Raw genomic sequence first — 13743 nt, forward strand, 5'->3', positions numbered from 1 at the left:
GTGAATGTCGTTCTTATCAAAGGCCGCTCAGCGAGACCGCCGTGGCCATCATTCCGGTGACATAAAGCCCCACTCCCAGACCCGAGTACCAGACGGCTTTTCCGATCGGATCTGCAAGGAATCTCGGCAATGCCGCTAATTGCAGGAGGCAAAGGGCGCTGACAATCAAAGGCGTCCAGACAAAACCCCACCCCAACAGCAGTGCAATGACGCCCACCTGAGCGCCAATCATCACAGCTCCGCTCACCCGCGCGGCACCCCTCGTCCCAAGCTGGACTGGAAGGGAGGCCACGCCCATCTGCCGATCGCCCTCAATGGCTTTGAAATCATTCAAGGTCATGATGCCGTGCGCGCCCGCACCATAAAAGAGCGCAACAAGGATAACTTCATAAGGGGCAAGCGTGCCAAGGCTTGCGCATGCGGCAGTTATCCAGGGCAGCGTTTCGTAGGAAAATCCGACGGCCGCATTGCCAATCCATCCGTTTTGCTTGAACCGGAATGGGGGCATGCTGTAGCCCCAGGCTAGGACCAATCCCAAGCCCGCTGCCAAGAGGATCCAGATCCCGAGGATTGAGGCAACACACAGGGACACAACCGAACCGATGAGTGAAATCCAAAGGCCCCATCGGCCGGGCATGCGACCGGACGGGATGACACGGTCTGGCTCATTTATGGCGTCGACGTGCCGGTCAAACCAATCATTGATGGCCTGGCTGGTGCCGCAGAGGAGCGGCCCGGCAAGGACAACACCGAGGATCACCTCAGGCCAGCGCCCGGACGCTATGCCCACAGAAACAGCACCGCACGCATACGCCCACATTGGCGGAAACCAAGTGATTGGTTTTAACAACGCAATCACAGCGCCGAGACTGGGCAAGGTGCGATCTGAAGGTATCACAGAATGATCGACCATAGGCCGCAGTCTAGGCCTATGCGCACGATTGTGTCAATTAATATGGACAGTGTAAATTAAGATTGACGCTACGAGGTTCCGTCAAAACCCTCTAGGCCGTGGCGCTTCAGTTTGATGTACAGGCTCTGCCGGCTGAGGCCGAGCAGATCTGCCGCAGACGCACGGTTGTTTTCCGTTTGCCGAAGCGCGGCTTCGATACAGAGTTTCTCAATCACGTCAACAGATTCGCGGATCAGTTCCTTGAGTGGCACCCGGCCAATAAGTTCGGCGAAATCTGATGTGGCGGCTGCTGTATTGGCCGTGTGAACGCGCACCTGTGTTTCCCTGGCTGCGTGTTCACTCAACAAGAGAACGACTCTCATGTCTTCAAGGTTGCGGTCAAGAATTGCATTGACTCGGACCGGGCGTGTGTCGCCGAGCGCATCCCGTAAGACCGACATGAAATTGTTGACTTCGCCCTCCTCTTGGAGGCGTGCGAGCAATACCTGCATGTCGACATTTGACGCGCCGAGCCAGCTGTTGATGTTACGGCCAACAAGTTGAGTCTTGTTCAGGATATGAACGACATCCAGAAAACGATCGTTGATTGCAATAACGCTGCCGTTTACATCCGTGACGGCAACGGCTTCGGGGATTGTTTCAATCCAGTCCGCATTACCGCCCGCTGTGCCGAAGCCGTCCGCGCTATCTGCCGTCCGCGACAGTGAGACCAAGTAATTTATCTTCCCGCTTTCGCGAAACGGATCGAGCTGCAGTGTGAACGGATTGGGCAGGGCATTCATATGCGCGCTAATGGTACGCGATGTGCCTTTTTCACGGGCTGCCGAGAGCGCATCAAGTACCTTGTCACGATCGGGCCTGCTCACCAGTGAAGTAAGCGGTTCTCCGGATAATTTGGCGGGTTTGGTCTGCAGGGCAGATGCTGCGGCCGTGTTCGCATCAATGACCTTACGCTGCTCTCCGTCGAGCACCAGAACAGGCCACTCCATCTTGTGGAAGATTACACGGTATCGTGCCTCGGTCTCACGAATGCGCCGATACTCACGTTCCAATTCGAATTGCGCGCGCATCAGCTGCTGCTGGATCTCCGCGAACCGCCTTAAGTCTTTGCCGAATGCGACCAGGGCCGGAAATTTTTCGATTCTGACGAGTGTGTATTCGATCGGCAGATCCGGACCGTCGGCTTTGGCATGATTGACCTGATGCGGCCGGCTGGTCCCATGTTTGATACATTCATCAAGCAGCGCATCGACCTTGTCGACGCATTCCATGGTCACCACATCTTTAAAGAGGCGCCCGGACCAAGATTGCGGCGCATATGCGTCCAAGCTTGCGTCGGAGTAGGACGCGTCAAGAACATCCCCTTCGCGGGATATCAAAAGTGTAATGTCTGCACCATGTGCTGCAAGAGCCATGGCCACGTCGGCCGGCAAATCGCCAAATATCTCTTCCGTCTGGCGGAACAAGCGATGCGTCGGTTTTGACGGCTGTTTTTCCATCTTTCCATCAGGCATCATCCAGCCACTCCTTCCCGTAGGACGCTAGATTTATTGCCCGCCAATTCGTTTTGTTATTTTTGCGATATGCATCTCGGCACATTCAAGAGCCAAGTATGTGTCCGAAAATACATTGTCAACGCCACGTTTAAAAAGCCAGTCTATTTTTTCCAAAGTTGCGGGCCCACCCGCAATCAGCAAGGTGTCCTTATGCCGGTGTTCGCTCAAAATTTCCAGCAACTCGTTCACCGATGGCTTCAGACGAGTATCCGACCAGGACAGGCAAACGAGATTGGGTCTCTCTGTCACCAAAACCTGTTTTAAATCATGGTGATGGTTTGAAAAATGCAGCTCGGTTCGCCATCCCCGGATGCGGAAATGTTCTTCAACTAGTGCGGTCGCAAAACGATGTGTTTCGCCGACCGGAAGCACGAAATGAACGCTTGGGCAATGGTGGCTGACGGACTGCGCAGGAAAGGCACTGGAGCTTTTGTGCAAAGCGGACTGTAGCCTCGATACGGCAGCCGTCAGTGATGCAAAATCGGTCGAATCAGTGCACCACGCCTCGCCGAGACTGCGTGCAACGGTCTGGAGAGCTGCGAGTTGACAGAGCGGGTCGTCAGAAAACCTTATCAATGCTGACGCGATGTCAATCTCAGGCCCTTCTGTCAGGCTGTTCAAGATATGGGTGCACAGGAGTGTGAACGCCGCCTCACCATGGGCTGGAGCGGCGTGGTCAGTGGCCAGTTCGCAGTCAAGAAGCCTCTTACGGAAATCGGTCCGTGCAAGCGTGCTGACTAATGTTCCATGAAGCAACGTGCGTAAATCATCTGCGGGGGGGGGCGGCGGCTTGACGACAGCATTGGTTGGACTGGCGGCATAGTCAGAACAATCGTTCTGAAAGTCATTCATGCGCCTCCCTCCCTCAACAAGACAGATGACGCACGTTCAAAGTCGGCGCATAGGCCGAAGCCGTCAATATCCTGCCGGCGTGTGTCGCTGTAATTAAGCAGGAATTCTAGTCTGGTAAGTGTCCGATTGTCACCATGCCTGACAGTCAGAGCTTTGTAAATGATTTTAGACGTCAATCAAAGTTGACACTTTCGGGCCGCTGTGCCTATCCTCCTGGACAGTCAACCTAGGGAGGCGGCGTGCACGGCGTAAACGACATGCAAAAAAACGTGCAAAGCTTCAGACTTTATACGCCAGAGCAACGGCGTCGGCGGGACACTTCCCCTTGGACATTGGTGCAGGGACTCTTGGCGCCTTTCCAGTTTTTGGTTTTCCTCATCAGTCTCGGCCTCATTCTCAACTATATTGCGACTGGAGAAGGCCTGTTTGCTGCTCAAGTATCTGTCATCATTAAAACAATTGTACTTTATATGATCATGGTGACTGGATCGATCTGGGAAAAAGAAGTCTTTGGCATCTATCTTTTTGCCAAACCGTTTTTTTGGGAAGACGTCTTCTCGATCGTCGTTCTGGCCCTCCACACTTGGTATTTGGCGGCCTACTTTTACGCAAGCACCGCAAGCGTGACACTCTGGATCGCGCTCGCCGCGTACGCTGCGTATGTCATCAATGCCGGACAGTTTCTTTGGAAGCTGCGTCAAGCGCGCAAGGAAACGGATAGGCTTGCAGGTCCGAGTGAATTGGGGGCGGCAGGATGACAACCGTGATTGATCGCCTTAATCGACCGTTAAAAAAGAAGCCATCGGGTGGTACTGCCGAGACTCCGCGGCCCGTTTTGCGCGAGCGCGGCCAGCACGAGGTGTTCTGCGGTTTGACATCCATTATTTGGCTCCATCGCAAGATGCAGGACGCTTTCTTCTTGATTGTCGGATCCCGTACCTGCGCGCATCTGATGCAATCGGCTGCTGGCGTCATGATCTTCGCGGAGCCGCGCTTTGCAACAGCAATTATCGGCGAGCGCGATCTTGCTGGTATGGCCGATGTCAATGACGAGCTCGACAAAATTGTAGCGCGGCTTCTGGAGCGCCGTCCCGACATCAAAATGCTGGTACTGGTCGGGTCCTGTCCGTCCGAAGTGATCAAATTAGACCTGAGCCGCGCTGCGCAACGACTGAATGCCGAACACCACAATAACTGCCGGGTCATGGCGTATTCAGGCAGCGGTATTGAAACGACATTCACCCAAGGCGAAGACACGTTTCTGACCGCCCTGATACATGACCTGCCAGCCGCCGCGGCCGCTTCACCGCAGTCCTTGTTGGTTGTTGGAACACTTGGTGATGTCATCGAGGATCAGTTTGCAAGAATATTCCAGGGTTTCGGCATCGAACACTTCAGCTTCTTGCCATCCCGATTGAGCAGCTCGTTGCCCGCAGTGGGGTCAAACACGTCTTTCATTCTGGCGCAACCATATGCAAATGACGCTGCAAAGGCTTTGATTGGAAGGGGTGCCAAACAAATCGCGGCGCCGTTCCCTTTGGGCGAGCAGGGAACGACATCCTGGCTGTCTGCAATCGCAGAGCGCTTCAACGTCGGCACTGCGCGTTTTGCCGCAACTACCGATCCCGGCAGAGCGCGCGCACGTCAAGCGGTAGCGCATAGTCGGAAGGATCTGCAGGGCCGGAAAGTGTTTCTGTTTCCGGACAGCCAGATGGAACCGTCGCTTGCCCGATTTTTGGCCAATGAGGCAGGAGCTGACATCCTCGAAGTAGGAACGCCATATCTTCACAAAAATCATGTGTCCGGAGAACTGGCCTGTCTGCCCGAGACCATCTTGGTCTCCGAAGGTCAGCATGTCGACAACCAGATCGACCGTGCCCGTGCAGCAAAACCCGACCTGATCGTTTGCGGCATGGGGTTGGCCAATCCGTTCGAAGTCGAGGGTTTCACTACAAAATGGTCGATCGAGTTCGTGTTTACACCAATCCAGGGCTACGAGCAGGCCGGTGACTTGGCCGAACTGTTCGCGCGCCCCCTCCGCCGCCGCGCGCTTTTGAAAGTGGAGGCCTGATCTATGGAACTTGCGACTTGGACATATGAAGGCCCTCCGCATATAGGAGCGATCCGAGTTGCTGCTTCCATGGAAGGCGTGCATCTGGTTTTGCATGCGCCCCAGGGCGATACCTATGCAGATCTGTTGTTCACAATGATTGAGCGCCGTAAAACGCGGCCGCCGGTGACCTATACGACGTTTCAGGCAAGGGATCTGTCTGGCGACACGGCTGAAATTTTCAAAGATGCATGCCGCGACGTGGCCGAGCGCTTCGACCCGCAATTGATGCTGGTCGGTGCGTCTTGCACCGCGGAGTTGTTGCAGGATGATCCGGGAGGTCTTGCCAAAACGCTTGATCTGTCAGTGCCTGTGGTCCCGCTGGAGTTACCCAGTTACCAGAAGAAGGAAAATTGGGGGGCAAGTGAGACCTTTTACCGGCTCGTCCGCGCCTGTTCCTCAGGGTGGCAGGGCGATTCCGGCCCGGACGCTGAACGGCAAAAGACGTGCAACATACTCGGTCCGACTTCCCTAGGGTTCCGGAACCGGGATGACGTTGAGGAGGTCAAGCGGCTGCTTGCAGACCTCGGGGTTCGGGTGAATGTTATTGCGCCGCTTGGAGCAACGCCCGCCGATCTGGCGCGTTTGCCGGGAGCCGGTTTCAACGTTGTCCTCTATCCCGAAATTGCCGCACCGGCTGCGCGCTGGCTGAAAAAGACTTTTGGTCAGGAGAGCGTCACAGTCCAGCCGATTGGCGTGGGCGCGTGCCGTGATTTCATTGCAGCTGTCTGCGCCTGTGCGGGCCTGCCGGATCGCGCAAAATGTATGCAAGAGCGGCTATCCTGGTACTCTCGGTCGATTGACTCCAACTATCTGACGGGAAAGCGGGTCTTTGTTTATGGCGATGCCACGCATGCAATCGCCGCGGCCCGCATTTGCGAAGAAGAGCTCGGGTTCAAACTGTGCGGACTGGGGACCTACAGCAGGGAATTCGCGCGTGATATTCGAGCCGTAGCCGAGCACTACGATGTTGCTCCGCTTATCACGGACAATCATCTTGATGTCGAAGATGCGATTATTGCTGCACAACCCGAGCTCGTGCTCGGCACGCAAATGGAACGTCATGTCGCCAAACGGCTACGCCTGCCTTGCGCAGTGATTTCCAGTCCGGTCCATGTGCAGGACTTTCCAGCCCGCTATTCGCCGCAAATGGGTGCAGAAGGCGCCAACGTTATTTTCGACACATGGGTGCATCCGCTCATGATGGGTCTCGAAGAACACCTTCTTCAAATGTTCCGAGGTGACTTTGAGTTCCATGACGATGTCAGCGCGTCGCATTTGGCAGCCGTAGCTCCGCAGGATCATAGCGCGTCCCGGCCGGTAGAACTTGCGTCGGTGGAGCCGGAAGCAGATGAGCCGGACGTTCTGACTTGGACGGACAGCGCCGAGCGTGAACTCAAAAAAATACCATTCTTCGTGCGCGGGAAGGCGCGCCGCAACACAGAAAATTTTGCAGCTGAGCGTGGACTCAACCCAATCACAATAGAGACACTCTACGATGCCAAAGCCCATTTCGGGCGGTAACTCCGCCGCACCGCCGGCTGCAACGCCGGTCAAGGTCGTCATCCTAACGCTCGACAACCACATGGCGAGCGCGATGGATCGCGTTTCCGCTCAGTTGAAAAGCGAAATGCCGGGTCTGACCATAAAACTGCATGCACTTGCCGGCTGGACCGGTGAGGCTGATGCGGCCGTCGAATGCCGCGAAGACATTGAAACCGGCGATGTGATCATCGCCAACATGCTGTTCCTTGAAGACCATATCCGCAAGGTTTTACCTTGGCTTAAAGCGCGGCGCGACACATGCGATTGTATGGTTGGTTGCCTGGCGGCGACTGAGGTCGTCAAGCTTACAAAACTTGGCGATTTCGCCATGTCGGAACCCGCAGGTGGCGCGATTGGCTTTTTGAAGCGCCTGCGCGGCAAAGGCTCCGGCAAGCCGGGCGCGGCAGGCAAGGGGCAAATGAAAATGCTCCGCCAAGTGCCAAAATTCCTCAAATACATCCCCGGCAAGGCGCAGGATGTTCGGGCGTATTTCCTTGTGTTGCAATACATTCTGGCTGGATCTGACGAGAACTTGGCAAATCTGGTTCGGTATCTGATTGGGCGATACGCAAGTGGACCGCGAAAGAGCCTGCGGAAACAAATCCGGGCCAAAGATCCGGTGCATTATCCTGACATCGGTCTCTACCATCCGCGGCTGTCGCAAAAGGTGACCGATAGTCTTGCTCAATTTCACCGGGACATACCGGTCAAGGCGGACGCTGGCACAGTCGGGTTGTTGATCATGCGATCCTATGTTCTGGCAGAAAATGCGGCGCATTATGACGGTGTCATCTCGGAACTGGAAAGCCGCGGTCTAAACGTGGTGCCAGCTTTTGCGAGCGGGCTCGATGCCCGCCCTGCCATCGAAGCGTTTTTCATGAAAAATGGCCGGGCAACAGTGGATTGTGTTATCTCATTGACCGGTTTTTCTCTGGTCGGCGGTCCCGCCTATAACGATTCAGCGGCCGCAGATGAGATACTGCGTACTTTGGATGTTCCATACCTTTCGGCTTTTGCCACAGAGTTTCAAACGCTTGAGCAGTGGGAGAGCGGAGAACAGGGATTAACCCCCGTCGAGACCACAATCATGATGGCGCTGCCAGAAATCGACGGCGGTACCAACCCAATTTTGTTTGGAGGCCGCAAATCCGGCGGACAACGCAATGCCGGCAAAGATATGGCGGTCCATGAAGAGCGGGTAGCTATGCTTGCTGATCGGGCCGAGAAACTTGTTCGTCTGCGCCAAACAGCCAAGGCAGACCGGAAAATTGCAACCGTACTCTACAATTTTCCGCCGAATGGTGGGGCCACAGGCACCGCTGCTCATCTCGACGTTTTTGCTTCGCTCTTTAACACGCTGACTGCATTGAAGGACGATGGTTACACGGTTGATGTGCCGAGCAACGTTGAAGCCTTGAGGTCCGCGGTTTTGGAGGGCAATGCTGCCGAGTACGGAATGCCGGCGCATGTGGCTGTAAAAATCCCCGCGGACGATCATGTTCGCGGCGAGCGCTGGCTGAATGACATTGAAGCCCAGTGGGGCCCTGCGCCAGGACGGGTTCAAACAGACGGTCGCAACATCCTTATCCTAGGCCGCCATTTCGGCAATGTGTTCGTCGGGATCCAGCCGGCTTTTGGCTATGAAGGCGATCCGATGCGGCTATTGTTCGAACGGGGCTTTGCGCCAACACACGCGTTTTCCGCATTCTACACCTATCTGAAGTCGGGCTTCGAAGCCGACGCGGTGCTGCATTTCGGGACCCACGGTGCACTTGAGTTTATGCCAGGGAAACAAACCGGATTGTCACAAAATTGTTGGCCGGATCGCTTGATCGGAGCTTTGCCTAATATTTATTTGTATGCCGCGAACAATCCGTCAGAGGGCACCATCGCGCGGCGCCGGTCGGCAGCTACATTGGTTAGCTACCTGACGCCACCAGTTGGTCACGCCGGGCTCTACAAAGGTCTTCTGGATCTGAAATCCGCGCTGGACCGGTGGCGGAGCTTGCCTCCTGGTTCTGAAGAAGAGCGTTCAAGGGTCTCCGAAGCGATCAAGGTTCAGGCGGTACAGCTTGATCTTGTGGCCGAAGACGAGGATTGGTCTTCGGGGGCGGCCGGTCGGATTGAAACACTGATCGGTGATGTCCATGAGTTTGAAAATGCCTTGATCCCTCACGGGCTACATGTTGTGGGCCAGCCGCCTGCGGATTCAGAGCGGGAAGACCTGCTGCTTGCAGTCAATCAAACGCTCGGCGAAGATGCTTTGACTGAAGATGTTGTTCGCGCTCTGGCGGCGGACACGGCATTGGATGTTGCAGCTGGAGGCGCGCCAGATTCAGCGGCGCGAGAACTAAGCCGGTTGAACTCAGCGTTACAGACGGAACATGAGCTTCCGGCCCTGGTCAGAGCACTTGACGGCCGGTTCATTCCACCGGTTAACGGCGGGGATATTCTGCGATCCCCGGACATAGTGCCGACCGGACGCAACATTCACGGCTTCGATCCTTTCAGATTGCCGAGCGCATTCGCCATTGAAGATGGCCGCCGCCAGGCGGACCTCTTGATCGAGCGGCACGTCAAGGATCATGGAATACCGCCACGGCGCATGGCCATGGTTTTGTGGGGAACCGACAATCTAAAATCTGAAGGCGGTCCGATCGCTCAGGTGCTCGCACTGATCGGTGCAAAACCACGGTTCGACAGTTTCGGCAGACTTGCTGGTGCGGATCTCATGTCTCTTGAGGAGCTTGAGCGACCGCGGATTGATCTCGTCATCACCCTGTCGGGCATTTTCCGTGATCTCCTGCCCATGCAGACAAGGATGCTTGCAGAGGCCTTTTTCAAGGCTGCCAGTGCCGACGAACCCTTGGACATGAACCCGATTCGCGAACATGCGCTTTCCTACAGCGAACAGCATCGTTGCTCGCTTCAAGAGGCGTCCTTACGCGTCTTTTCGAATGCATCCGGGGCTTATGGGTCCAACGTGAACATGCTGATTGAAAGCGGGGCCTGGGCCGAAGACGATGAGCTGGCCGACACCTATTCCAAGCGCAAGAGTTTCGCCTACGGCCTGGATGGAAAACCCGTCCAACGCGAGCAGCTTCTGGAAGCAGTATTGAAAGACACGGAGATGGCTTACCAAAATCTGGACTCGGTCGAGTTGGGTGTCACTTCGATCGATCACTATTTCGACATGCTTGGCGGAATTTCCAGCGCGATACGCAAAGCCGGCGGAAAACGCGTGGCGGTTTATGTTGGGGATCAGACGTGCGGGACCGCAAAGGTACGCAGCCTGTCCGAACAAGTTGCCCTTGAGACCAGAACACGCATGCTCAATCCCAAATGGTATGAGGCAATGTTGTCCCATGGCTATGAGGGTGTCAGGCAAATTGAAAGCCATGTCACAAACACTCTCGGCTGGTCAGCCACGACGGGCCAGGTGGACCCATGGGTTTATCGGACACTGACAGAGACGTTCCTGCTTGATGAGGACATGCGCAACCGGCTTGCGGAGCTCAATCCGAAAGCGAGCGCGAAACTGGTCAACCGGCTGATTGAAGCGGGTGACCGGAACTACTGGACACCAGACGAAGACACTTGGGACGCCCTACGGGCCGCTGGCGATGAGCTGGAGGACAGGGTCGAGGGTATTGGCGTGGAGGCCGCAGCATGAATTTATATACGCATCCGCGAACCGCCGCTGAAAATGCCCGGGCTGCCAAGCTACGCTCGGCATCAGGCGCTGATGATGGGGAAGGTAGCGTCCAGGTTCAAATCGACGCCGCCATGGAGAACACGACGGCCAAAGTATTTGCAATCTACGGTAAGGGCGGCATCGGCAAATCAACAACCTCATCCAACCTGTCGGTCGCCTTTTCAAAGCTGGGCAAGCGTGTCCTGCAGATCGGCTGCGACCCGAAACACGATTCCACATTTACGCTGACTAAGTCCCTGATACCGACTGTTATCGATGTGCTGGAGCAGGTTGATTTTCACCCCGAAGAGCTTCAGCCGGAAGACTTCGTTGTTGAAGGCTACAATGGTGTGCAATGCGTCGAGGCCGGTGGTCCGCCGGCAGGAACAGGTTGCGGCGGATATGTGGTTGGCCAGACGGTCAAATTGCTCAAAGAGCATCACTTGCTCGAGGACACCGATGTCGTGATCTTCGACGTTCTTGGTGATGTTGTTTGTGGAGGATTTGCTTCACCGCTTCAGCACGCAGAGCGGGCGCTGGTAGTTGCGGCCAATGATTTTGATTCAATTTTTGCGATGAATCGTATTGTGGCGGCAATCCGGGCAAAGTCGAAAAACTACGATGTCCGCCTCGGCGGCGTGATTGCCAACCGGTCTCGCGAAACAGATCAAATCGACCGGTTCAATGAGGCGACCGGCCTCAAGCGGCTTGCCCATATTCCGGATGCCGATGCGGTTCGGCTGAGCCGGCTGAAAAAAAGCACCTTATTCGAGATGGGCGATACGCCCGAGCTGCAGGCCATCCAAAACGAGTATTTGCGTTTGGCCGAACAGCTTTGGAATGGCACGGAGGAGTTGCAGGCCAATCCGATGAAGGATCGGGAAATTTTCGATTTCCTCGGTTTCGAGTGAGGCTGCTATGGAGAACGCCCGCTATCTGAAACGCCGGAACGAGATCGAGACCTATTTTGATCGCACAGCGCTCGACGCCTGGAAACGCTTGACCAGTACCGAAAAGGTCAGCGGCATTCGCGCCACCGTACGCGCTGGGCGGGCCGAGATGCGGGCTGCAATTCTTTCGCGTTTTCCAGCGGACCTGAACGGCTGGCGGATCCTTGATGCCGGATGCGGCGGCGGCGGTCTCTCGCTTGAACTGGCCAATCGCGGGGCGAATGTTCTCGGGGTGGATCTCTCGGCGCAGATGATTGAACACGCCTTAAGAGGCTTGCCGGATGTCAGTGGAAGCGGACAGTTGTCGCTTTGTGCGGGTGATATGCTCTCGCTGGATCATGGCTCTTTTGATGCCGTGGTCGCAATGGACTCTCTCATCCACTATCCGAAGGCTGAGGTTGCTGGGGCAATAGCCGGTCTGGCCGCGCGCGTTCGCCGGAAAATGGTGTTCACATTAGCACCCCGGACTCAGCTGTTGGCGGTAATGCACTTGGTGGGACAGCTGTTCCCGAAGTCGGATCGGTCTCCTTCTATTGAGCCGGTCAGAACGGACAAGCTGCTTCGAGCCCTGCTGGAACGTCCCGATATGGGTGGGTGGCATGCCGGTTCGGCCTGCCGGGTTTCTCGCGGGTTTTACATCTCCGAGCTCCAGGAGATCGCCAGATGACAAATCCTGTCAGGACTCTTAACGGCAAGATGATCGCTTTCTGGCAAACGCTTGGCCCCCGGGCCCTTCCGTTCGCCGATGCGGCCACACCTGACCTGCCTCTTAGCCGATTGATCCGGTTGTCGATGTTCCAATGGTCGATCGGTCTGGCAGCTGTTTTGCTCACCGGGACGCTTAACCGGGTGATGATCGTCGAGCTTGGTGTTCCTACAAGTCTTGTTGCGGTCGTTGTTGCAATTCCCTTACTGGTTGCTCCGTTCCGTGCGCTCATTGGCCACAAGTCTGACACCTACCGGTCTGTGCTGGGCTGGCGGCGGGTTCCCTACATCTGGATGGGGACTTTGTTACAATTTGGCGGTCTCGCGATCATGCCATTCGCACTGCTTCTTTTGCAGTCTCAAACCACGGGGCCTGAATGGGCCGGACCTGTTGGGGCATGCTTGGCGTTTTTGCTAACCGGTCTCGGGATGCACATGGCTCAGACCGCGGGCCTTGCCTTGGCGACAGATCTGGCAGCCGAGGAGACCCGTCCGCGAGTCGTGGCCCTGATGTATGTCATGCTGTTGGTCGGCATGCTCGCAGCTTCGCTGGTGCTGGGTTGGCTGCTTGCGGACTTCTCGGCAAAGACATTGATACAAGTTGTTCAGGGGGCGGCGGTCGTAACAGTAGCCATCAACATTGTTTGCCTGTGGAAGCAAGAGCCGCGGAACCCTCAGTTTACCCGGACCTACCGTGAAACACTCTCATTTTTCGAAGCATTCCGTGCTTACCGCCAAGACAAAGGCACTTTACGCTTAATGGTGGCTGTTGCACTCGGGTCGGCTGGTTTTGCTATGCAAGATGTCTTGCTTGAGCCCTACGGCGGTGAGGTTTTGAAGCTGTCAGTCAGCCAGACAACGCTGCTCACCGCAATTTGGGCATTTGGAACTCTGGCCGGATTTGGCTACGCAGCGAAGGCGCTGGCGAATGGGCGGAACATCTACAGGCTGGCTGGTCTTGGCATCATCATCGGCGTCTGCGGGTTTTCAGCTATCGTGTTTTCTGAACCGCTGCAGGCCGCCAATCTGTTCCGGTCCGGAACGTTCTTGATTGGCGCGGGCGGGGGGCTTTTTGCCGTAAGTACCTTGCTTGCCGCGATGTCCCTTGCCGATAAGTCCGACAACGGGTTTGCAATCGGCGCATGGGGTGCAGTTCAGGCAACTGCAATCGGTGTCGGTCTGGCATCAGGTGGGATAGTGCGCGATGCGGTCAATGCGCTGGTGCCTGCCGGCGGTGTGGAGGCAGCCCTGCATGCACCGGCGGCCGGCTACGGTGTTGTCTATCATATTGAAATTGCCTTGTTATTTGGAAGTTTAGTGGCGATCGGACCTTTGGTCAGCCGTCACCGCACCGGAACCCAATCCACCCCAGCCCGCTTTGGCTTGGCGGAGATGCCGGGTTGAAGCCGGGAGACATG

General features: G+C 56.0%; 10 protein-coding genes. 7 read left to right on the plus strand and 3 right to left on the minus strand.

Translation table 11 applies throughout. From position 1 onward, the window contains the following. Positions 1–16: 16 nt before the first annotated feature. From chlG to JM93_RS12855, 3 genes are all read right to left on the minus strand, one after another. The gene (chlG, locus tag JM93_RS12845; RefSeq protein ID WP_145344005.1) at positions 17–913 is read right to left on the minus strand and encodes a chlorophyll synthase ChlG; all 897 of its coding nucleotides are present in this window, start codon (positions 911–913) and stop codon (positions 17–19) included. Between the two features lie 68 nt (positions 914–981). After that, positions 982–2430: a transcriptional regulator PpsR gene (gene ppsR, locus JM93_RS12850; protein WP_145344008.1), complete on the minus strand. Its 1449-nt coding sequence runs from the start codon at positions 2428–2430 to the stop codon at positions 982–984. A 30-nt stretch (positions 2431–2460) separates the two neighbouring features. Continuing rightward, positions 2461–3321 (minus strand): hypothetical protein, encoded by an 861-nt coding sequence (locus JM93_RS12855; RefSeq protein WP_145344010.1) that lies wholly within the window; start codon positions 3319–3321, stop codon positions 2461–2463. A 257-nt stretch (positions 3322–3578) separates the two neighbouring features. Between JM93_RS12855 and bchF the strand changes: the two genes are divergently transcribed. From bchF to JM93_RS12890, 7 genes are read left to right on the plus strand one after another with little or no spacing between them, the layout of a single operon-like run. After that, entirely contained in the window at positions 3579–4079 is a 501-nt protein-coding gene (gene bchF, locus JM93_RS12860) for a 2-vinyl bacteriochlorophyllide hydratase (RefSeq protein ID WP_145344012.1), read from the plus strand. Further along, the gene (locus JM93_RS12865) at positions 4076–5392 is read left to right on the plus strand and encodes a ferredoxin:protochlorophyllide reductase (ATP-dependent) subunit N (protein ID WP_145344014.1); all 1317 of its coding nucleotides are present in this window, start codon (positions 4076–4078) and stop codon (positions 5390–5392) included. The genes bchF and JM93_RS12865 overlap by 4 nt, the downstream gene beginning before the upstream one ends. Positions 5393–5395: 3 nt before the next feature. Further along, the gene (gene bchB, locus JM93_RS12870) at positions 5396–6955 is read left to right on the plus strand and encodes a ferredoxin:protochlorophyllide reductase (ATP-dependent) subunit B (protein ID WP_145344016.1); all 1560 of its coding nucleotides are present in this window, start codon (positions 5396–5398) and stop codon (positions 6953–6955) included. Further along, the gene (locus tag JM93_RS12875) at positions 6930–10649 is read left to right on the plus strand and encodes a magnesium chelatase subunit H (protein WP_145344018.1); all 3720 of its coding nucleotides are present in this window, start codon (positions 6930–6932) and stop codon (positions 10647–10649) included. The genes bchB and JM93_RS12875 overlap by 26 nt, the downstream gene beginning before the upstream one ends. Beyond that, on the plus strand, positions 10646–11581 hold the full coding sequence (bchL, locus tag JM93_RS12880) for a ferredoxin:protochlorophyllide reductase (ATP-dependent) iron-sulfur ATP-binding protein (RefSeq protein WP_145344019.1): 936 nt from the start codon (positions 10646–10648) through the stop codon (positions 11579–11581). Before JM93_RS12875 ends, bchL begins: the two co-directional genes overlap by 4 nt. A gap of 7 nt (positions 11582–11588) precedes the next feature. Next, a complete protein-coding gene (bchM, locus tag JM93_RS12885; RefSeq protein WP_145344021.1) occupies positions 11589–12287 on the plus strand; it encodes a magnesium protoporphyrin IX methyltransferase in 699 nt (232 codons plus the stop codon). After that, the gene (locus JM93_RS12890) at positions 12284–13729 is read left to right on the plus strand and encodes a BCD family MFS transporter (RefSeq protein ID WP_145344023.1); all 1446 of its coding nucleotides are present in this window, start codon (positions 12284–12286) and stop codon (positions 13727–13729) included. The genes bchM and JM93_RS12890 overlap by 4 nt, the downstream gene beginning before the upstream one ends. The last annotated feature ends 14 nt before the right edge of the window (positions 13730–13743 follow it).

The organism is Roseibium hamelinense, from assembly GCF_007830545.1.
Classification (GTDB): Bacteria; Pseudomonadota; Alphaproteobacteria; order Rhizobiales; family Stappiaceae; genus Roseibium; species Roseibium hamelinense.

Coding starts and splice junctions, on each gene's coding strand:
- bchL (WP_145344019.1), top strand. CDS start 10,646: ATGAATTTATATACGCATCCGCGAACCGCCGCTGAAAATGCCCGGGCT.
- bchB (WP_145344016.1), top strand. CDS start 5,396: ATGGAACTTGCGACTTGGACATATGAAGGCCCTCCGCATATAGGAGCG.
- bchF (WP_145344012.1), top strand. CDS start 3,579: ATGCAAAAAAACGTGCAAAGCTTCAGACTTTATACGCCAGAGCAACGG.
- JM93_RS12875 (WP_145344018.1), top strand. CDS start 6,930: ATGCCAAAGCCCATTTCGGGCGGTAACTCCGCCGCACCGCCGGCTGCA.
- JM93_RS12855 (WP_145344010.1), bottom strand. CDS start 3,321: ATGAATGACTTTCAGAACGATTGTTCTGACTATGCCGCCAGTCCAACC.
- ppsR (WP_145344008.1), bottom strand. CDS start 2,430: ATGATGCCTGATGGAAAGATGGAAAAACAGCCGTCAAAACCGACGCAT.
- JM93_RS12865 (WP_145344014.1), top strand. CDS start 4,076: ATGACAACCGTGATTGATCGCCTTAATCGACCGTTAAAAAAGAAGCCA.
- bchM (WP_145344021.1), top strand. CDS start 11,589: ATGGAGAACGCCCGCTATCTGAAACGCCGGAACGAGATCGAGACCTAT.
- JM93_RS12890 (WP_145344023.1), top strand. CDS start 12,284: ATGACAAATCCTGTCAGGACTCTTAACGGCAAGATGATCGCTTTCTGG.
- chlG (WP_145344005.1), bottom strand. CDS start 913: ATGGTCGATCATTCTGTGATACCTTCAGATCGCACCTTGCCCAGTCTC.